The following is an 18707-nucleotide window of genomic DNA, read 5'->3' as shown; positions in this document are numbered from 1 at the left end:
CCTCGCAGCTGCGCGTCGGGAACGCGCCGAGACTCGCCGGTAGGCTCGAAGCCACCCCCGCACACCACCTGTCGAGCGACGGACACCGAAGCTCAGTTCCGTCCGGGCGAGTCCGGGCGAGGAGTGAGGTGCCCCGTGAAGGACCTGCCCGACAACCCCAGCCTCGACCACCTGCGTCAACAGGCCAAGAACCTGCTCGCCGGCCTGCGTGACATCGACCCGGCCGCGACGCTGACCACCGCTCAGGCACGGCTCGCCGACCAGTACGGCTTCCCCACCTGGGCAGCCCTGAAGACCGAGGTCATCCGGATGCGGGGCCGGGCCGAGGCCGCCGAGGCATCCCTGGCCCACGCGATCGCCGCCAGCTACGGCCTCGGTGACGTCGTCGGCGAGATGCGCTCCGTCGCCCGTGCCGACGACATGGGGCGTCGCTGGTCGCTGGTGACGGACCGGGGCCGCTGGGCGGTGCGGACGATGGACACCTGGTGGCCCATCGTCGACGCCGAGACCGACGTGGCGTTGCAGCAGGCCGCCGCAGCCGCCGGTGTCCTGCTGCCCGCGCCGGTGCGCAGCCGTGCGGGCCGGATCGTGGAGACGATCGGCGGACACCGCTGGCGGGTCTACCAGGGGCTGCGTTCCGGGCCACCACTGCTCGCCCCGGCCCGCTCGGCGGTCACCCGCGCCCTCGGCGGTGTCCTCGCCACGATCCACGGGCTGCGCCTGCCGGTCGATCGGGTCAGCCCGTGGCACGGCACCCGGTTGGCCACCGGGAGCTGGCCCGAACTCGCCGCCGTCGCCGCGGCCCGCCAGGCCGGCTGGGCCGCGGCGCTCGGCGCCGCGGTGTGCACCCTGACGGAACTCGACGACATCTGCGGGAACACCGGGACGCCGGAACCTGTGCTGTGCCACAACACCCTCGGTCCGGCGAGCACCCGGCTGGCCGCCGACGGTCGCCTCGTCGTCGTCGGCTGGGAACATGCCGGCGGTCAACCGCCGAGTTGGGAGCTGGCCAACGCGCTGCTGGACTGGGCCGTGGTCCCCGGTGGGTCGGTCAACGTGGCAGGCGCACGCGCGTTGCTCGACGGGTACCGAGCGACGGCGGGCACCCTGCCGCCGCTGGACCTGGCCGCGTTCCGTGGCGCGGTCACCAGCCTCGCCAACTACGTCTTCGGGCAGGTGGACGCCGCCCTGGCGGCAGCCGACGACGAGGAGCGGCGGTACGCCGACCGCAGCGTCGCGCACCTCCTGACGCACCTGCCCACCCGGGCGGTCCTGGACCAGCTGCTGGACGCGGCCACCGCGGCGGTACGCCGCTGAGCGTGGACCGGCAGTTCAGCCGGTCACGGCTGAGGTCGATGGTGGTGCGGGACGGCGGGCTCAGCCGGTGGCGACGGCGGCGCGGGAACGGTCGGCGGCGATCCGCACCGCCATCGCCGCCAGCACCGTGCCCATCAGCATCCGCTGGACGCGTAGCCACAGTGGCCGCCGGCTGAGGAAACCGGCGATGCCACCGGCGGTGAGCACGATCAACGTGTTCACGGTCAGCGCCACGGCGATCTGGGTGAGACCGAGCAGCAGGCTCTGCCCGGCGACGTTGCCGCGTGCCGGGTCGATGAACTGCGGCAGCAGCGACACGTACAGGATGGCGATCTTCGGGTTGAGCAGGTTGGTGACCAGTCCCATGGTGAACAGCCGGCGGGCCGGATCCGGTGGCAGCGGCGCCGGGTCGAACGGGGACTGCCCGCCCGGACGCAACGCCTGCCACGCCAGCCACAGCAGGTACGCCGCGCCGGCCAGCTTGACCGCCGTGTACAGCGCCGGTACCAGCACGAACACGGTGGCGATGCCGGCGACCGCTGCCGCCAGGTAGACCGCGAAGCCGGCGGCGACCCCGAGCAGCGAGATCAGCCCGGCTCGTCGGCCCTGGGTCACCGACCGCGACACCAGGTAGACCATGTTCGGCCCCGGTGTCAGCACCATCCCGAGGGCGACAAGCGCTATGCCGACAATCCCGGCTGTACCGACCATGTCCGTGACCCCCGTCCCACCGTGCACCTGAGCCTAGGGCACCGGGAAATGCCGGCCGGGCCCGTGACGCTGCGCCATCGGGAGACGGTGGTCACGTTACGGTTGTCCGGGGAGGTGGCGAGGGTGGAGATGCGGTGGGAGGCGTCGGTCGAGGCGCAGATCCGGGCGGCGCAGGAACGCGGCGAGTTCGACAACCTGCCCGGTGCGGGCAAGCCGATCGCCGGTCGGGGTCTGCCCTACGACGAGTCCTGGTGGATCAAGAGTTTCCTGGAGCGCGAACAGGTTCCGACCAACCTGTTGCTGCCCACCCCGTTGCTGCTGCGTCGGCGCATCGAGCAACTACCCGACGAGGTCCGGGATCTGCCCACCGAGCAGGCGGTGCGGGCGGTCGTGGCCGATCTCAACGCCGAGGTGCTGGCCTGGCTACGTAATCCGTCCGGCCCCCGGGTGGTGGTGCGCCCGGTGGACGCCGACGCGGTGGTGCGCCGCTGGCAGGAGCAACGGCGAAACGCCCCACCGTCGGCACCTGCCGCCCAGTCGCCGGCACCACGTCGGCGTTCCTGGTTCCGTCGCCGGGCCAGGTGACGGCAACGCCGCGCGTCCGGCGCGGCACGTCCGCTGAGCAGGTCGACCACCAACGAGCCGACCGATTCGCCGAGACCAGACAGGACCGCCCATGAACACCACCGCCGGGGAGCAGTTGCCGATCACCGTCTACAGCCGGCCTGGCTGCCCCTACTGCTACCTGCTGCGCCGTAGCCTCAAGCGTCGCAAGCTCGCCTTCACCGAGGTCGACATCTGGGCGGACCCGGCCGCAGCGGCAGCGGTACGGGCGGTGGCCGACGGCAACGAAACCGTCCCCACCGTGCACGTCGCCGGGCAGTGGTTGGTCAACCCGCGTGCGGCGCTCGTCGCCACCCTCGCCCGGCCCTGACTCCGGGCACCAGTCGGCTCGGCCCCGCGTCTGCGCCTGCCACGCATCGTCAGATCGCCGGACCGGTTCCCGGCGGCGGCTCGGATCCGAGCCGCCGCCGGTCACTCGATCCTCTATCCCACGGATTGTCGCGGCACTCTCCTCGTGATTTATCGAATTTCCGTTTACACGAATCCGATAATTACTGTGGAGCAATCGGACATTACGTGCGTGCATCATAATGACTGTTAAGGTGCGTAAGCGCTCAGGCTGTTGTAGACGGCCGGCTGGTCCTGTCGAGCGACCTCTCGATGTCACTGGTGCCGCCACGGGGCGCCAGCAGGCATTTGACATGGAGTTGAACGTGTCGGGCTGAAGTTGGCGACGAGCAACTGCACATCGATCCCGCAGTTGTCCTGCGTCCGCGCGGGCTCGCCTCGACCTGCTGCCATCGTGGCGAGCTGGTCAGCAGCAGGTCGCCAGGTAGGACTGCAAATCAGCCAGGGAGGCGAGGACGCCGTCGCGGTCGGCCCGGTAGAACACGGTCTTGCCGTCCCGTCGCGAGGTGACCACACCGCCGCGTCGCAGCAGGGTCAACTGTTGCGACGCAGTGGCCTGGCTGATGCCGACCCGCTCGGCCACCTCGCCTACGGACATCTCGGCGCCACCGGCGAACAGGATCATGATCCGCTGTCGGGTGGGACTGCCGAGAGCCTTGAGGAACTCCTGCGCCTGCGGCGTGAGACCTGGCGCGGGGACGCTCTGCGGACCGGTCGGCTGGTCGGCGGTCTGGCTCATGGTCACACCTTTCCTCGTCGCAATCATATTGTCATTAAGCGAAATGACAATATGATTGCGACGAGGACAGAGCTGATCCTGTGATCGTCATTGGCGGCGGCCAGTCCGGTCTCGCCGCCGCCCGCAGCGCCTTGGACGCCGGTCTGCGACCCGTCGTCCTGCACGACGGGGCCGAGCCGGTAGGCTCGTGGCCGCGCTACTACGACAGCCTCACACTCTTTTCACCCGCCCGTTACAGCGCCCTGCCCGGTATGCCCTTCGACGGCGACCCGGACCGTTACCCCCGCCGTGACGATGTGGTCGCCTACCTCCGCCGCTACGCGGACTCCCTCGACATCGAGACCCGCACCCGCACCCGCGCCGTCGCCGTGCACACGCGCCCGGGTGGGGGCTATCTCGTCCGCACCGACACGGGCGACGAGTTGGCCGGGCGCGGGGTCGTCGCCGCCACCGGCTCCTTCGGCAACCCGTACATGCCGACCCTGCCTGGGCAGGACGAGTACGGCGGGGACCTGCGGCACGTCGCCCACTATCACCGCGCCGACGCGTATACCGGCAAGCGGATCGTGATCGTGGGAGCCGGCAACTCCGCCGTCCAGGTCGCCTACGAGCTCACCGTGCACGCCCGGGTGACCCTGGCGACCCGCGAACCAGTCCGGTTTCTACCGCAGCGCATCCGGGGCCGGGATCTGCACCACTGGCTGCGCTTCACCGGCGCCGACCGGCTGCCGCGCGCGGTCGTCACCCGTCTCATCCACCATGCCACCGTGCTCGACACCGGCCGCTACCGCGACGCCGTCATCTCAGGCGAACTTGCCCGGCAAGACATGTTCACCCGCTTCACCCCCGATGGCGTCGTCTGGAGCGACGGGAGGCACGAAGCGGTCGACGCGGTCATCTTCGCCACCGGTTACCGGCCGGACCTCGCCTACCTCGCACCCCTCGCCACTCTCAACCGCGGCGTGCCCCAGCAGGTCGGCGGAGTCTCCACCACCCATCCAGGCCTGGTCTACCTGGGCCTGGAGTTCCAGCGTTCCTTCGCCTCGAATACCCTGCGCGGCGTGGGACGCGACGCCGTGCACGTCATGGCCGCACTCGCCGCACACCGTCCCCGCGTGTTCCGCCAGAAGCTGCTGTGGACGGACCAAGCCACAGACAGTGGGCGGCGGTGGTAGGGGAGCTGGTCAGGCTCGGGGCGCCGCCTCGATCGACAGCAGGGCGGCTAGCTGGCGCAGGATCTGCGGTCGAGCCCGGTAGTAGACCCAGGTGCCCGCCGCTCGGCGTCCACCAGGCCCGCCTCGCGCAGCGTCTTGAGGTGGTGCGAGATCGTCGGCCCGGTCAGGTCGAACGCCGGCGTCAGGTCGCACACGCAAACCTCTCCGCCCTCGGCTGAGGCGATCATCGACGTCAACTGCAGCCGCACCGGGTCACCGAGGGCCTTGAACGCGGGCGCGAGCACCGCGGCCGTCTCGGCTGGGACCGGGCTCTGCGCCAGTGGGGGGCAGCACGGCGCGTCGGCGTTGAGGTCGATGACCGGAAGCGAGACCTGTTGATTCGACATGCCTCTAGGTTGACATTCATCTAATCAGCGTGCAAGTCTCTGATTCGACAAACGTCAAGACAGGCGTTTCGAAGGAATGAGAGGGCCGACATGAGCGAGAACACGAGCGTCACCGGCGACCCCACCGCCGCCCTGCAGGTCACCGGCTCCAGCGCCTGCTGCGGCAGCCCCGCCCAGGCCGCAGGCGGAAGCCTCCCGCCGGTCGGCGCCACCGACTACCCGTGCTGCGGCACCCGCCAGGCAGCCGAGGCCGCCGGCTCCTGCTGCGACACGCAGGCGAAGGCCGACGCCGTCGCCGCCGGACGGGGATGCTGCTCATGAACACCCGCACCGATCTCACGGACCTGCTCGATCAGGTCAGCGCCGACCGGATGGCCGCCACCATCGTGATCCTCGCGTCGGACCCCCTGGCGTGGAGGTCGGCGGGCCCGGCCCCCGCATGGTCGTGCTCGACCAGGCGGAGTCTTCCCGGATGACACCGCAGTCTCGTCCTACACCAGCGCGCCGGGTCCCTGTCACCGGCATCCGCGAGCGGGTCGGTCGGCACACCAGGGGCGGCGGCGCCACGTCGTGCTGCGAGCGCCGCAGCCCCGTCATCACCTGAACCCCTTCGGTGTCCCATCTGCGCCAACACAACTGCACGTTCTTGATTCGACAGTTTCCAACACAGAGGAGTTGTTCGATGAGCATCCCGAACGAGCTGCCCGTCGTGGTGATCGGCGCGGGCCCGGTGGGTCTGGCCGCCGCCGCCCATCTGCGCGAGCGTGGCCTGCCCTTTCTTGTTCTGGAGGCCGGTGACACCGCTGGCGCAGCAGTGCGGCAGTGGGGGCACGTGCGGGTGTTCTCCCCGTGGCGGTACAACGTCGACCGGGCTGCCCGCCGGCTGCTCGACGACGCCGGCTGGATCGCCCCGGCCGAGGACGCCCTGCCCACCGGAGCAGAGCTGGTCGCCGACTACCTCCAGCCCCTCTCGCAACTGCCGGAGCTCAAGCCGCACCTGCGCTACGACGCGCGGGTGGAGGCGATCAGCCGCCTCGGCCTGGACCGGCTGCGCACTGCCGGCCGCGAGCACACGCCGTTCCTGATCCGCCTCGCCGACGGCGACGAGCTGCTGGCCCGCGCGGTCATCGACGCCTCCGGAACCTGGGGCACCCCCAACGTCCTCGGCGCCTCCGGCCTCCCCGGGCGAGGCGAGAAGAACGTGGCCGCGTACCTGGAGCACGCCCTGCCCGACGTGCTCGGCGCCGACCGGGACCGCTTCGCCGGCCGGCACGTCCTCGTCGTCGGCGCCGGCCACTCGGCCGCGAACACGCTGCTCTCCCTGGCGAAGCTGGCCACCGAGGAGCCGGGCACGGAGGTGACCTGGGCGATCCGCTCGGCCAGCCCGACCCGTACCTACGGTGGCGGCGACGCTGACGCGTTGCCCGCCCGCGGGGCGCTCGGTTCCCGGCTGCGAGAGCACGTCGACGCCGGTCGGATCCGGTTGCTCAGTGGCTTCTCCGTGCACGCGCTCACTCCGGCAGACGGCAGGGTCGCCGTGGTGGTCCGGCACGCTGACGGTGGTGAGCAGTCGACTGTGGTGGATTGGATCGTCGCCGCCACCGGTTTCCGCCCCGACCACTCCATCGCCGCCGAGCTGCGTCTGGACCTCGACCCGGTCATGGGGGCCACCCGCGCGCTCGCCCCGCTGATCGACCCGAACGAGCACTCCTGCGGCACGGTGCCCCCGCACGGCGTAGACCAACTCGCCCACCCGGAGGTCGGCTACTTCGCCGTCGGGATGAAGAGCTACGGCCGCGCGCCGACGTTCCTCATGGCCACCGGCTACGAGCAGGTCCGCTCCATCGTCGCCGCACTCGCCGGCGACTGGCAGGCGGCCCGGGACGTACAGCTCGACCTGCCCGAGACGGGGGTCTGCAACAGCAACCCCGCCGACTCCACCGGCACCGACGGCTGATGACCACCACGATGGCGCTCGCCGAGGGTCGGGTCGGCGGGCGCCACGGGTGGCGAATCGTCGCCGCCCTCGCCATCAGCTCCACTGTTGGCTACGGCACCCTCTACTACGCCTACGCTGTCCTTCTCAGCCCCATGGCCGCCAGCCTCGATGCCTCCACCACGGCGGTCACCGGGGCGCTGACCGCCAGCGTCCTCGCCGGCGCCCTGATGGCCGTTCCCGTCGGCCGGTGGCTCGACCGGCACGGCGGACGCGCCCTCATGACCACTGGCTCGATCACCGCCACCGTCCTCCTGATCGCCTGGTCCCAGGTCCAGACCACCGCGCAGCTCTACGCCGTCATGATCGGCATAGGCGTCGCCGGCGCACTGGTCCTCTACGAACCCGCCTTCGCCGTCATCGTCTCCTGGTTCACCGCCGACCGACGACCCAAGGCGCTGCTCGCTGTCACCATCGTCGCCGGGTTCGCCAGCACCATATTCATGCCGCTCACCGGCCTGCTCGTCGCGCAGTTTGGCTGGCGCGGCGCGCTGCTCACGCTCGCCGCCGTCCACGGCGTCGTGACCGTACCGCTGCACGCCCTCGCCATCCGTAAGCCGCCGCGTGTCAGGACTTCCAGGCCCGCGGGGCGACCGGATCACACCTCGCGTCGCATCGCCTCGCGCGCGGCGATGCGCGACCCCCGGTTCTGGATCCTCGCCGCCACCCTCACCGCCCACGGTGCCACCACCAGCACAATCGGCGTCCACCTCGTCGGCTACCTCATCAGCCGCGGCCACCCCGCCGCCTTCGCCGCCACCGCCGCCGGCCTCCTCGGCGTCCTGTCCGTCACCGGACGACTCGTCCTCACCGGCGCCCGCCGCCGGCTTCCGGTCACCACCATCGTCGCCACGGTGTTCGCCATCCAGGCCGCCGCCGTCCTCGCCATGCCCCTCACCGCGGGCAACAGGGTGGGTGCCCTGGTCACCGTCACCGGATTCGGGCTCGGCTTCGGCATCGCCAGCCTCGCCGCCCCCGCCCTCCTCGCCGAGAGCTACGGCACCACCGCCTACGCCACCATCGCCGGACGACTCGCCGCACCGGTTACCGCGGCCAAGGCCGCCGCACCCCTGCTTGCCGCCATGCTCCTAGTGCACGGCGGGTATCACGTCTTGCTGGCCGCTGTGAGCACCACATGCCTCTTCGCCGCCATCGGCATGCGGGCAGTGGGGCAGGAAAGGGATCGATAGCGGCAAGCATCGCAACGAGCCCGTTCAGAGAGATCAGGTACTTCTGGTCGGCGGTGCACTCGGGGACGGCGACGCCCGTACCCGCGTGCTGCTGCCGCGCGGGCCTGGCGGACAGCAGGCCAAGGGCGTCGGGCCGTACCTGCTGTTCCGGCGCGCGCCGGGGTTGAGGACCTGGTGGAGCCGGGCCCCGATGGAGACACTCGGTGCCACCGTCGCCGCCGGCCCGCACCGACCAACCGACGACCGTCGAATTCGGTTGAGCCCTCCTTGTCGTCCCCGTAGGTTGCCTGCGACCCGCGGTAGTGAGGACAGAGGACTAACCGCGTGACCCCACCTGCTCTCTAGACCTGACATTCACCGCTCACTGGTGGCCGACGCTCCCGTCGGCTCTGCCGGGCTGCGTCTGTGCGCCCGGTCGTACCGCGTGTGAGGCCGCGCTCAATCGGCCTCGGGTCAGGTCTTTCGGAGCAATCATGTCTTCACAACCTCATATCGTGCTGCCCTGGGTCGTGCGTCGGACCAGGCTGCCGCTGCTGTCGCTGCGCTGCGTGGACTGCCCGTCGGGGTCGGCCACCACCGGTCCCGGCAGGTTCCGCGTCAACGCCAACCACAAACTGCTCGACGTGTGGCTGCTGGTCCGCTGCGTGTCCTGCGACCGGACCAGCAAGCTCACCGTGTACGAACGCACCCCGGTCAGATCCTTCGATCCGGCGGAGTTGCGCGGATACCGCCTCAACGATCCGGCACTTGTGGCGTCCCGGCTGTTGGATCCGCAGTTGGCCCGCCGCAACCGGTTCGCTCTCGACTGGACGGGGGCGTGGCGGCTGCACACCCCGTCGGAGTGGCCCGACCAGACGTGGCCGGTCCAGGTGGCGGTCGCCTTCGACGATCCGGTTCCGGTGCGTCCGGAGCGGCTCATCGCGCACGGGCTCGGCCTCAGCAGGGGCGAGGTACTGCGTCGGATCAAGTGCGACATTCCGTTGCGCCGTCCGCGGAGTACCGGGTTCACCTTCACGGTGACGGCCGGGGACTGACGCAAGCGGCCGGGCGGGACCCACTCGACCCGCCCGGCCGCGGAGCCAACCTGGTGCGACAGGCGCGGCCGTCACCGCCCCGGCAGGCGGCGGGGACGGCCGGGTCAGCAGGGTGTTCGCCCGTACGCCGCACGGGCTGTGGCGACCTCCGCCGCCTGACGCTCGCGCCAGCGTTGCTGCGCCAGCCGGTTGCAGGTCCGGCAGACCCGCCGGTAGCGCCCCGTCGCCGGATCGGTCTCCCGGTCGTGCCCGTTGCGGCAGCGTGGCCGCTGGGTCCGTTCCCGGCAGTTGTCCGCATGGCTGAGCTGGCGCAGATGGGTCGGCTCGATGCAGTCCGGTGCGCCGCAGTCGTGGCGGACTTCGAGGGTGGGGTCGTAGCCGCCGACGAACACCACGTACGCCGCGATGTGCGCCCAGGCCCGTCCGGCGAGTTTCTGGTACCCGCCGCGCCGGCTGCCGTATCCGCGCACGATCAGGCATCCGTTGCCGGCCCGTGTCGAGCGGGCGAGCAGATACGCCCGCAGGGTGTCCTCGGTGAAGTGTCGGGACAGACCGGTGACCTGAGACAGCACCGGGCCAGCGTAGGGGTCGGGTGCGACGCGATGTACCGTCCGGCCGATCATGATGTGTCGGCGCGCCTGATCGTCTACCCATCACAGGACTGAGAGCATTTTTCACATGCGTCCGCACGACACTCCGGTGCAGTACCACCCGTCGGCCTATCCGGCCCTGCCCGACGGACCGATGGCCGTCACCGACGCGTGGTTGCGCAACCGACGGTTGAGCGAGCACACCCGTGACGCGTACCGCCGGGACGTCGCCGGCTGGCTGGCCTGGTGCGCCGCCCGGGGGCTGGACCCGCTGCGGGCGAACTTCCTGCACGTCAACGAGTACGGGCGGGCGTTGGAGAGCACCGTCGCCGCCCGGACCGGCCGTCCGTTGACCCCGGCGACGGTGGCCCGGAAGCTGTCCGCGCTGTCGAGCTGGTACGACTTCCTGGTCAAGCTGCGGGCGGTGGAGCTGAACCCGGTGGCCGGCGCCGACCGGCCCCGGGTCGACCGGGACCACTCGGCCACGGTCGGTCTGGCGCCCGACGAGGTGGACGCGCTGCTCGCGGTGGCCGAGGCCGAGACCGGGCCGACCGCCGCCCGCAACCGGGCCGCGGTCGCGCTGCTCGCCGATCTGGGACTGCGGGTGGGGGAGCTGGTGTCGCTGAACCTGGACGACCTGGGCGCCGAGCGGGGACACCGCAGCGTGCGCTTCGTCGGCAAGGGTGGGCGGTCGCGCCGCCGGGCGTTGACCCCGGGCACGGCGTACGCCGTCGACGCGTACCTGACCGAGCGGGCCGCCGCGCAGCGGGTGCCGGTGGCGGAGTTGACCGGTCCGCTGCTGGTCACCGCCAGCGGTGCCCGGCTCGACCGGCACTCGGTGTTCCGGCTGGTCCGGCGGCTCGCCCGGAGCGCCGGGATCGCCGCGTGGGCCCGGCTGTCACCGCACTCGCTGCGGCACGCCTTCGCCACCACCGCCCGGTCCGAGGGGGTGCCGCTGGAGGACGTGCAGGACGCGATGGGCCACGCCGATCCGCGTACCACCCGGCGTTACGACCGGGACCGGCACAACCTGGACCGGGATCCGGCGTACGCCATCTGGGCGGCCCGGGCCCGCCGCCGCGGCTGACCCGCCGGTCAGCCGCGCGTCGTGCGGACGCAGTACACGTCGCCGGCGTTGGCCTCGTGCGGCAGCGCGAGCAGGTGCGCGGCCATCGCCTCGGCATCGACCCAGCGCCCGAGGGTCAGCGTCTTGTCGTCGCCGAGGGCCACGTCGAAGCCGTCGAAGCCGAGCGCGGCGAGCCGGTCCAGGCAGCGCACCGCGACCGCCCGTCCGATCGTGGTGAACTCGAAGGACAGGGCGGGCAGGGGATGGCTCAGCCCGGCGAGCACGGCGTCCTCGAAGCCCTCGACGTCGATCTTGACGAAGGCCGGCGTGCCGTGTTCGGCGATCAGCGTGTCGACGGTGGTCACCGGTACCTCGATCTGGCCGTCCCAGACCTGGTCCTCCCAACCACCCGCGCCGGTGGCGGCGGTGACGAAGTCGGTGGAGGCGGTGGAGACGGTGGGGTTGGCCGAGTTGACCAGGAAACCGATCCGGCCGGGTTGGGCGCCGCAGGCCGCCTCGATCAGGGTGACCTGGTCGTCGTCGGCGTAGATGGCGCGCAACGCCCGCAGGCACAGCGGTTGTGGCTCGACGGCGATGACCCGGGCGCCGAGCCGACGGAAGGTGCCGATGTGGTCCCCGACGTGCGACCCGATGTCGAAGACCAGGTCGCCGGGGCCGACGAAGCGGGCGTAGAAGGCGTCCATCGCCGCGTCCCGGTCCGGGTTGCCGTAGTAGACCTCGAGCGATCGGCGCAGTGAGGCGGTGCGCGGGTCGGTCTTGAGCGCCTCGACCGCGGCGGTATGGGTACCCATCGCAGCACCCTAACCCGCGTGCCGCGCCCGGCGTGGCGATCCGCGCGCCCGCCGGTCACCCCTGGTGACGCACTCCGGTGCCGCCGGCTGTCGGCCCACCGACGTCCGCACCCGTGCGACGCTCGCCGCAGCGGCTTCCACCAGGTCGGACACCGCCCGCCGGCCGGCGGGCGGGTGATGATCCCGATCCGGAGGATCTTGTTAGCCTCGGTGTATGGAATCCCCGTCGCCGGGTCGTCCGTCTGACCTGATGTTCCTGCTCAGCTGGGCCAGTCATGCGCTGCGCGCGGAACACGCCGCCGGCCTGGCCGAGTTGGGGATCTCGCCCAGGGCGTACGGGGTGCTGCTGCGCGCCCGCGGTGGTGACCTGACCCAGCGCCAGATCGGCGAGTTGTGCGGCGTGGACAAGACCACCATGGTGGTGACCCTGGACCAGTTGGAGGCCAACGGACTGGCCCGACGCGTGCCCGCGCCGAGCGATCGCCGAGCCCGGCTGGTCGAGGTGACACCCCAGGGGGAGCGGGTGCTCGACCAGGCCCGGCAGGTCGCCGCCCGCCTCGAAACGGATGTGCTCGCGACACTGCCGGAGGCCGAACGCGAGGTGTTCCTCCGGGCCATCCGCCGGCTGGTGGACGAGCGGCTCTCCGGTGCCCACACGTCCGGAGTGGCCGGCTCCGTCTGCTGAGGATCCCTCGCGCTGGCGAGCCCGCATTTTGTTCCGTATCAGATAGTCTCGTACGGGATTATCTGGTACGGTCGCTGCTCGGGTATCCCCTTGTTTTGAGGAGTGGTCCATGAGCAGCACCGCCGCGCATTCCGTCAGCACCGCCACCTCCCTGCGCCGTCGCGCCCTCGGCCCGCTGGTGGCCGTCGCGACCTGCGTCGCGATCTGGCTCGTCGGCGCGCTCGGCGGCGTCGACTACGCGGTCCGCAGCCCGGGGCAACCCGAGGTGGTGGTCAACCTCGTTCCGGTCGTCGTCGTCTCCCTCGGTTCGGCCCTGCTGGGCTGGGCGGCGCTGGCCGTGCTGGAGCGGTTCGCCGGGCGACGGGCCACCACCATCTGGTTCGGTCTGGTGGTGGTGGTGACGCTGTTGTCGTTCGTGCCACTGTTCCAGGTCGATGCCACCGGCGGAGCCAAGATCGCCCTTGGTCTGATGCACCTGGCGGTACCGGCCGCCCTGGTCGCCCTGCTGCCGAAGCGCGGTCACTGACCACGCGCCGGACGACTTGACGGGTGGCGGCTGGGCGCGCTAAATAGGAAGTGGAAGTTGAGTCGACTGGACTCAACTAGGGACCTTCGGCCAGGAGAACCGAGGAGGCACACGATGCTGATGCGTACCGACCCGTTCCGTGAGATCGACCGGCTCGCCGAGCAGTTCTTCGGCAGCACCAGCCGCCCGGCCGTCATGCACATGGACGCCTACCGCGACGGCGACTTCTTCTACGCCGCCTTCGACCTGCCCGGAGTCGACCCGGAGAGCATCGACTGCACGGTGCAGCGCAACGTGCTGACCGTGCGCGCCGAGCGGCGCCGTCCCGCCGGCGACAACGTCGAACTCGTCGCCGCCGAGCGCCCGATGGGCGTCTTCAGCCGCCAGCTGTTCCTCGGCGACACCCTCGACACCGACAAGCTCGAAGCCGGCTACGACAACGGCGTGTTGACGCTGCGAATCCCGGTGGCCGAGCGGGCCAAGCCCCGCCGGGTCACCATCAGTGCGACCGGCAACGGCCGCAAGGAGATCAAGCCCTGATCGACGACCTGCCCAGGGCGTGGCCGGACGGGACGCGGTAGCCGCCCCGCCCGGCCACGTCCCCTTTTCCGCCCGCCGCGGCGGCCGATTCTCTACCGTCGACTGGTGTGGGCGCTGCGCAGCCGTGGAGCAGACCGGCCCGGCGACGCCACCCGATGCGGGTCGGCCTCGTCGTCGCCGCGGCCGGGACGGCGCTGTGCTGTGTCGGGGTCGCCGGCCTGGGCGCCTGGAACCTGCAACTGGTCACCCAGGCCGCCGCCCCGGTGCGCCAGACCGCCGAGGGATTCCTGCGCGAGGTCACCACGGGTGACACCGGCAGCGCCTACGAGCGGCTCTGCGCCGACGCGCGTACCCGGTGGAGCGAACTCGGCTTCACCAGCTGGGTACGCACCCCACCGGTGGTGCGCGACTACGAGATCGTGGACGTGTCCGTGGCCACCCGCGGCGGCCGACCCCACGGCAAGGTCACCGTGCTGCTGACCCGCGACAGCGGCAGCACCGAACAACGGGACCTGTCGGTGGTACGGGAGGACGGTGGCTGGCGCGTCTGCGGCGACCCGTACTGACGGTCATGCCGGAACCGGCTCGGTCGCTTCGACCAGCCGGCCGTCACGCAGCACCAGCACCCGGTCGGCCAACTCCACGAGCGTCGGGTCGTGCGTGGCGACCAGGGCCGTCATCCCCCGGGCACGCACGACCGCCCGCAGCAGGTCCATCACCGCCCGGCCGGTCTCCGAGTCCAACTGGCCGGTCGGCTCGTCGGCGATCAGCAGCGCCGGATCGTTGGCCAACGACCGGGCGATCGCCACCCGCTGCTGCTGGCCGCCGGACATCTCGTACGGCCGCTGCGCGGCGTGCCCACCCAACCCGACCAGTTCCAGCAGCACCGACACGCGCTGCTCACGATCCGCCGCCGGCACCTTCGCCAGCCGCATCGGCACCCCCACGTTCTCCGCCGCGGACAGGATCGGCACCAGTCCGAAGGACTGGAACACGAACCCGATGGTGTCCCGACGCAGCCGCAGCAGCTCCTTCTCGCTGGCCGCCGTCACCTCCTGCCCGGCCACCCACACCCGCCCCGAGGTGGGCCGGTCCAGGCCACCGATCAGGTTCAGCAACGTGGTCTTCCCCGCCCCGGACCGGCCTCGCACCGCGACCAGCTCACCGCGACCGGCCCGAAACGACACCTCCCGCAGCGCATGGACGACCCGGTCACCACCGCCGTAGTCGCGGCTGAGCCCCTCGACCCGGATCAGCTCCTGCTCGCTCACCGCGCACTCCTCTCGTCACCGGGACGGACCTGCACGTGGTCCGGCTCCAGGGTCAACCGCACCCGGTCGCGCAACGCCAACGCGTCGACGAAACCCGCCGGCAGCTGCATCCGCCCGGCCCGGTCCAGCACCGCGTACTCCTCGGTCACCAACTCCTCGACGCCGTCGGCGCCGACCCGCGCGGTGCGGTGCACCTCCGAGGCGGTGCGGCCGTCGCGGATCGACACGGTCCGGCGCACCTGCGAGGCGACCTGCGGGTCATGGGTCACCACCATCACGGTCACCCCCAGCTCGGCGTTGATGGTGCGCAGCGCGGCGAAGACCTCCCCGGCCGTCGCCTCGTCCAGCTCACCGGTCGGCTCGTCGGCGAAGAGCACCTCCGGGTCGTTGGCCACCGCCACCGCGACGGCACAGCGCTGCTGTTCGCCGCCGCTCATCTGCCCCGGCCGACGGTCCGCGCAGTAGCCGACGCCGACCATCTCCAGCAGCTCCGCCGCCCGCCGCCGCGCGGCCCGCCCACCCCGGCGCGCCAGCCGCATCGGCAACTCCACGTTCTCCCGGGCGGTCAGGTACGGCAGCAGGTTGCGTGCGGTCTGCTGCCACACGAACCCGACGGTGTGCCGCCGGTACCGCAGCCGCTTGGCCGCCGACATGGTCAGCAGGTCGTACCCGGCCACCCGGGCGATGCCCGCGGTCGGGGTGTCCAGCCCGGACAGGATGTTCAGCACCGTCGACTTGCCGGAGCCGGACGCGCCCACGATGGCGACGAGCTCACCACGGTCCACGACCAGATCGAGGCCCTGCAACGCGACGACCTCCACCCCCTCGCTGGTGAAGATGCGTACCAGCCCGTCGCAGACGATGTGTCCACGCAGCCGGTCGGCGCCACCGGCCCGCGCGGCGGCCCGCTCCGCCGCCCGTCGTTGCAGCGTCGCCAGGTCGGGACCATCAGACACCATCGTCACGGGTTCTCCTCTCCCAGCCGCAGCACCTCACCGAGGCGCATCCGCCGGTTCATCAGGTTCTCCACCACCAGCCCGGTCGCCAGGCCCAGGACCACCAGCCCCAGCACCGAGGCCAGCACCAACGGATCCAGGTGATCGCGGACCGGCACCTCGGGCACGAACGCGGACAGCCCGAGCGTCGGCCCCAGGATCCGGGGCAGGGCCGCACCCACCGCCGCCCCGGTCAGCGCCGCGACCAGGACCAGCGGCACCAGCTCGTACATCAGCAGCCGCCGGCCACGGCCGGCGGACAGGCCCAGGGTGCGCAGGCGGGACAGCATCCGGCCCCGCCCGGCGGCGTCGGCGACCACCGCGAACCCGACGGCCAGCACCGCCAGCGCGGTGCCGCCGGCCGCGCCGGCGGTGAACGCCAGGGTCAGCACGTCGTTGGCGCCGGTGCGGTCCAGGTCCTCGCGGTACCCCCGCCAGGTCTGCAACGACGCCGGCACCTGCGTCCGCGTCACCGCCACGCCGAGCACCGCCGACTGCCGCCGCCGCTGCGCGTCGTCGGCCACCCCCAGCAGGTCCGCCTCGTCGATGTCGTCACCGGCCACCAGATAGCGGTTCGGGATGATCGGCGTGTACTCGTACTCCGGAAGCGCCTGCCACGGCAGCACCACGAACCGTTCGGTGCCCAACCCCACACCCGGGAAGGCCTCGGCCACCTCGGCGACCCGGAACTCGTACCACCTGCCCTGCACGTCCACCGCGGCCTGGTCACCGACCTGCCTGGCCACCGCCGCCGACACCACCGCCGGCACCGGCCCGTCACCCCGCGCGGCAGCCCGCAGGGCCGCCGGCACGTCCACCTCGACACCGCTGCGCGCCACCACCTCCGCGAAGGCCGGAGCGTCCACCACCAGCACCCGGGCCGTGCCGATCTGCCGCGCCGGCGACCCCGCCTGCGGCACCAGCCGCCGGTTCGAGTCCACCCACACCCGAGCCACCGCCGACACCCCGGCCACCCCGGACAACGCGTCCTGCGCGTCGGGGGAGAAGGTGTACCCGGTCAGCCAGGCGTCCGCCGGCACCGTCAACGTGGCCGCCCGGTCCCGAGCCGCCGAGACGGTGGAGGTGACCACCCCGCCGAACACCCCGGTGCTGACCGCGACGATCAGCACCGCCAGCGGACCCAACGCCACCGGCGCACCCCGTGCGGCGCGGGCCACACCGAGAAACAGCACCGCACCCCGGGCCCGCGCGGCCAACCGACCGGCCGCCCGCAGCGGCCACGGCACCAGCCGCACCGCCACCAACGCGGCGGCGACCGCGACCAGCACCGGCACCGAACTGAGGTACGCGTCGACACCGGCACCCGGGTCGAGACCACGCCGGCGCAGCAACACCACCCCGAGCACGGCCAGCACCAGCACACCCGCCTCGACCGTCAGCCGCCGCGCCGACGGACGACGCCACGCCACATCGGCACGCCCGCCGACCACCCCGACCCGCCGCTGCGAATACATCGCCAGCACCGGCACCACCGCGGTGGTGAGCACCGCCAACACCAGCACCGCCCAGGGGAAACCCCCGTCGTGCCCCGGCACGCGGCTGCCGACGAACCAACCGACGAGCACCGCCAACGGCTGCACCGGCGCCGACTCGGCCAGGGCCCGCAGCCCGACGGCGCTCAGGGCGGCGCCCCGGGCCCGCAGCAGGGCGAACTCGTCACGTCGCCGCAGCACCGTCAACCGCGCCGCCAGCACGATCAAACCGAGCAGGCTGGCGACCAGCCCCGCCTGCACCACCGCGAGCAGGGCCTGCACGGCGCGCAACTGCCCGGCGAACCGCGACAACGCGCCGTCCAGCGACGTCTGCACCGTCGCGCCCGAACTCCACGACATGCGTCGGGCCTCGGCCACCGCCGCCGTCACCGACTCCAGCCCCGCCGCGTTCAGCCGCTGCTCGTCGAGGCGGTACCGCCAACCGCTGACGGCCGCGACACCACTGCCGGCGGCGACGACGTCCACCCCGGCCCAGTCGGTGACCCCCGCCACGACGTACGGCTCGCCGTCCAGCACCGGGACCACCGCCTCCAGCGCGTAGCCCAGGTCGTCCCAGACCGGGTCACCGGCGTCGCGCGGCTCGAACACCCCGACGACGCGCGCGTCCGCCTGACCGTCGCGTCCGGCGAACCGCAGCCGCTGGCCGGCGCGCAGGGACAGCGTCTCGGCCACCGCCCCCGACACCACCACCTCAGCCGGGCCGCCCGGACGGGTGCGGGGCCAGCGTCCGGCGGTCAGCTCGGCCGCCTCCGCGACACCGGTCTGGGCGCGCAGGCCGAACAGCTTGCGGGCACCACCGTCCATCGGCGGCTCGTCGCCGACGGCGAACAGCTGCTCCTCGTCCAACGACGCCGCGTACCACCGGCGCTCCACCAGGCCGGGCAGCGGCCGCGGCAACTCGGCGGCGTAACGGTCCAGATCGGCCTGCCCGGCCGCGGCCGGCGCGGACCGCGGCCCGGCCAGCGACACGTCCCGCACCAGGTGCGGCAGCCGGGCCACGTCCGCGCGCAACCCCCGGTCGGCGTACTCCCCGGTCAGCCGGGGTGCGGCGGTCAGCAGCAGCGCCGCCACCAACCCCAGCACCGCCAACAGGCCCACCTGACCGCCGTACGCCCGGATCCGTCTCGCGCTCACGGGACCAGCCTTTCGTTCGCGACTGCGGGGCTCCGCTGCGCTGCACTCCTCGCG

Annotated in this window: 20 protein-coding genes and 1 pseudogene; 13 read left to right on the top strand and 8 right to left on the bottom strand. The window is 72.1% G+C overall.

Annotation, left to right across the window (positions count from 1 at the left end; translation table 11 throughout):
- Window positions 1-135: 135 nt before the first annotated feature.
- A complete protein-coding gene (locus tag O7605_RS26865; RefSeq protein WP_269741750.1) occupies window positions 136-1317 on the top strand; it encodes a phosphotransferase in 1182 nt (393 codons plus the stop codon).
- 60 nt (window positions 1318-1377) lie between these two features.
- Here the strand turns inward: O7605_RS26865 and O7605_RS26860 are convergent, their stop codons facing one another.
- Window positions 1378-2028, bottom strand: a complete 651-nt coding sequence (locus O7605_RS26860; protein ID WP_269741749.1) for a LysE family translocator — start codon at window positions 2026-2028, stop codon at window positions 1378-1380.
- A gap of 129 nt (window positions 2029-2157) precedes the next feature.
- Here O7605_RS26860 and O7605_RS26855 point away from each other — a divergent pair, with 129 nt between their 5' ends.
- Together O7605_RS26855 and O7605_RS26850 are read left to right on the top strand one after the other, a co-directional pair.
- Window positions 2158-2613: a J-domain-containing protein gene (locus tag O7605_RS26855; RefSeq protein ID WP_269742759.1), complete on the top strand. Its 456-nt coding sequence runs from the start codon at window positions 2158-2160 to the stop codon at window positions 2611-2613.
- 91 nt (window positions 2614-2704) lie between these two features.
- Window positions 2705-2962: a glutaredoxin family protein gene (locus O7605_RS26850; protein ID WP_269741748.1), complete on the top strand. Its 258-nt coding sequence runs from the start codon at window positions 2705-2707 to the stop codon at window positions 2960-2962.
- A gap of 444 nt (window positions 2963-3406) precedes the next feature.
- Here O7605_RS26850 and O7605_RS26845 read toward each other — a convergent pair whose 3' ends face one another.
- Complete coding sequence (locus tag O7605_RS26845; RefSeq protein WP_269741747.1) at window positions 3407-3739, bottom strand: ArsR/SmtB family transcription factor; 333 nt, start codon at window positions 3737-3739, stop codon at window positions 3407-3409.
- Window positions 3740-3819: 80 nt separating this feature from the next.
- Between O7605_RS26845 and O7605_RS26840 the strand changes: the two genes are divergently transcribed.
- A complete protein-coding gene (locus tag O7605_RS26840) occupies window positions 3820-4914 on the top strand; it encodes a flavin-containing monooxygenase (protein WP_269741746.1) in 1095 nt (364 codons plus the stop codon).
- Between the two features lie 9 nt (window positions 4915-4923).
- Here O7605_RS26840 and O7605_RS26835 read toward each other — a convergent pair.
- A pseudogene (locus O7605_RS26835) lies at window positions 4924-5300 on the bottom strand (ArsR/SmtB family transcription factor).
- A 90-nt stretch (window positions 5301-5390) separates the two neighbouring features.
- Here O7605_RS26835 and O7605_RS26830 point away from each other — a divergent pair.
- The 4 genes from O7605_RS26830 (at window position 5391) to O7605_RS26815 (ending at window position 9520) form a co-directional block, all read left to right on the top strand.
- Complete coding sequence (locus tag O7605_RS26830) at window positions 5391-5621, top strand: hypothetical protein (RefSeq protein WP_269741745.1); 231 nt, start codon at window positions 5391-5393, stop codon at window positions 5619-5621.
- Window positions 5622-5982: 361 nt separating this feature from the next.
- Window positions 5983-7257, top strand: coding sequence for an FAD-dependent oxidoreductase (locus O7605_RS26825; protein ID WP_269741744.1), 1275 nt, complete (start codon window positions 5983-5985; stop codon window positions 7255-7257).
- Window positions 7257-8486: an MFS transporter gene (locus tag O7605_RS26820; protein WP_269741743.1), complete on the top strand. Its 1230-nt coding sequence runs from the start codon at window positions 7257-7259 to the stop codon at window positions 8484-8486. Before O7605_RS26825 ends, O7605_RS26820 begins: the two co-directional genes overlap by 1 nt.
- Window positions 8487-8980: 494 nt before the next feature.
- Window positions 8981-9520, top strand: a complete 540-nt coding sequence (locus O7605_RS26815) for a DUF1062 domain-containing protein (RefSeq protein WP_269741742.1) — start codon at window positions 8981-8983, stop codon at window positions 9518-9520.
- Between the two features lie 104 nt (window positions 9521-9624).
- Here the strand turns inward: O7605_RS26815 and O7605_RS26810 are convergent, their stop codons facing one another.
- A complete protein-coding gene (locus tag O7605_RS26810; protein WP_269741741.1) occupies window positions 9625-10092 on the bottom strand; it encodes an HNH endonuclease in 468 nt (155 codons plus the stop codon).
- A gap of 106 nt (window positions 10093-10198) precedes the next feature.
- Here O7605_RS26810 and O7605_RS26805 point away from each other — a divergent pair, with 106 nt between their 5' ends.
- Window positions 10199-11197, top strand: coding sequence for a tyrosine-type recombinase/integrase (locus tag O7605_RS26805; protein ID WP_269741740.1), 999 nt, complete (start codon window positions 10199-10201; stop codon window positions 11195-11197).
- 8 nt (window positions 11198-11205) lie between these two features.
- Here the strand turns inward: O7605_RS26805 and O7605_RS26800 are convergent, their stop codons facing one another.
- Window positions 11206-11988 (bottom strand): FkbM family methyltransferase, encoded by a 783-nt coding sequence (locus O7605_RS26800; protein WP_269741739.1) that lies wholly within the window; start codon window positions 11986-11988, stop codon window positions 11206-11208.
- Between the two features lie 214 nt (window positions 11989-12202).
- On the opposite strand from O7605_RS26800, the gene O7605_RS26795 reads away from it, so the two are divergent.
- From O7605_RS26795 to O7605_RS26780, 4 genes are all read left to right on the top strand, one after another.
- A complete protein-coding gene (locus O7605_RS26795; RefSeq protein WP_269741738.1) occupies window positions 12203-12673 on the top strand; it encodes a MarR family winged helix-turn-helix transcriptional regulator in 471 nt (156 codons plus the stop codon).
- Between the two features lie 109 nt (window positions 12674-12782).
- On the top strand, window positions 12783-13199 hold the full coding sequence (locus tag O7605_RS26790; protein WP_269741737.1) for a DUF6069 family protein: 417 nt from the start codon (window positions 12783-12785) through the stop codon (window positions 13197-13199).
- Between the two features lie 114 nt (window positions 13200-13313).
- The gene (locus O7605_RS26785) at window positions 13314-13739 is read left to right on the top strand and encodes an Hsp20/alpha crystallin family protein (protein ID WP_164449863.1); all 426 of its coding nucleotides are present in this window, start codon (window positions 13314-13316) and stop codon (window positions 13737-13739) included.
- A gap of 107 nt (window positions 13740-13846) precedes the next feature.
- Window positions 13847-14305 carry an Rv0361 family membrane protein gene (locus O7605_RS26780; RefSeq protein WP_269741736.1) on the top strand — a complete coding sequence of 153 codons (459 nt, stop codon included), beginning with the start codon at window positions 13847-13849 and terminating at the stop codon, window positions 14303-14305.
- 3 nt (window positions 14306-14308) lie between these two features.
- Here the strand turns inward: O7605_RS26780 and O7605_RS26775 are convergent, their stop codons facing one another.
- From O7605_RS26775 to O7605_RS26765, 3 genes are read right to left on the bottom strand one after another with little or no spacing between them, the layout of a single operon-like run.
- Entirely contained in the window at window positions 14309-15010 is a 702-nt protein-coding gene (locus O7605_RS26775) for an ABC transporter ATP-binding protein (RefSeq protein ID WP_269741735.1), read from the bottom strand.
- Complete coding sequence (locus tag O7605_RS26770; protein WP_269742758.1) at window positions 15007-15969, bottom strand: ABC transporter ATP-binding protein; 963 nt, start codon at window positions 15967-15969, stop codon at window positions 15007-15009. The genes O7605_RS26775 and O7605_RS26770 overlap by 4 nt, the downstream gene beginning before the upstream one ends.
- A gap of 2 nt (window positions 15970-15971) precedes the next feature.
- The gene (locus O7605_RS26765; RefSeq protein ID WP_269741734.1) at window positions 15972-18653 is read right to left on the bottom strand and encodes an FtsX-like permease family protein; all 2682 of its coding nucleotides are present in this window, start codon (window positions 18651-18653) and stop codon (window positions 15972-15974) included.
- Window positions 18654-18707 lie beyond the last annotated feature (54 nt).

Source organism: Verrucosispora sp. WMMA2121 (assembly GCF_027460185.1).
GTDB classification, from domain to species: domain Bacteria; phylum Actinomycetota; class Actinomycetes; order Mycobacteriales; family Micromonosporaceae; genus Micromonospora; species Micromonospora palythoicola.
Note: the sequence above shows the minus strand (reverse complement) of the source record. Positions and strands in the feature narration are given on the sequence as shown.

Coding starts and splice junctions, on each gene's coding strand:
- O7605_RS26825 (WP_269741744.1), top strand. CDS start 5,983: ATGAGCATCCCGAACGAGCTGCCCGTCGTGGTGATCGGCGCGGGCCCG.
- O7605_RS26850 (WP_269741748.1), top strand. CDS start 2,705: ATGAACACCACCGCCGGGGAGCAGTTGCCGATCACCGTCTACAGCCGG.
- O7605_RS26855 (WP_269742759.1), top strand. CDS start 2,158: ATGCGGTGGGAGGCGTCGGTCGAGGCGCAGATCCGGGCGGCGCAGGAA.
- O7605_RS26805 (WP_269741740.1), top strand. CDS start 10,199: ATGCGTCCGCACGACACTCCGGTGCAGTACCACCCGTCGGCCTATCCG.
- O7605_RS26830 (WP_269741745.1), top strand. CDS start 5,391: ATGAGCGAGAACACGAGCGTCACCGGCGACCCCACCGCCGCCCTGCAG.
- O7605_RS26790 (WP_269741737.1), top strand. CDS start 12,783: ATGAGCAGCACCGCCGCGCATTCCGTCAGCACCGCCACCTCCCTGCGC.
- O7605_RS26860 (WP_269741749.1), bottom strand. CDS start 2,028: ATGGTCGGTACAGCCGGGATTGTCGGCATAGCGCTTGTCGCCCTCGGG.
- O7605_RS26770 (WP_269742758.1), bottom strand. CDS start 15,969: ATGGTGTCTGATGGTCCCGACCTGGCGACGCTGCAACGACGGGCGGCG.
- O7605_RS26800 (WP_269741739.1), bottom strand. CDS start 11,988: ATGGGTACCCATACCGCCGCGGTCGAGGCGCTCAAGACCGACCCGCGC.
- O7605_RS26820 (WP_269741743.1), top strand. CDS start 7,257: ATGACCACCACGATGGCGCTCGCCGAGGGTCGGGTCGGCGGGCGCCAC.
- O7605_RS26785 (WP_164449863.1), top strand. CDS start 13,314: ATGCTGATGCGTACCGACCCGTTCCGTGAGATCGACCGGCTCGCCGAG.
- O7605_RS26845 (WP_269741747.1), bottom strand. CDS start 3,739: ATGAGCCAGACCGCCGACCAGCCGACCGGTCCGCAGAGCGTCCCCGCG.
- O7605_RS26795 (WP_269741738.1), top strand. CDS start 12,203: ATGGAATCCCCGTCGCCGGGTCGTCCGTCTGACCTGATGTTCCTGCTC.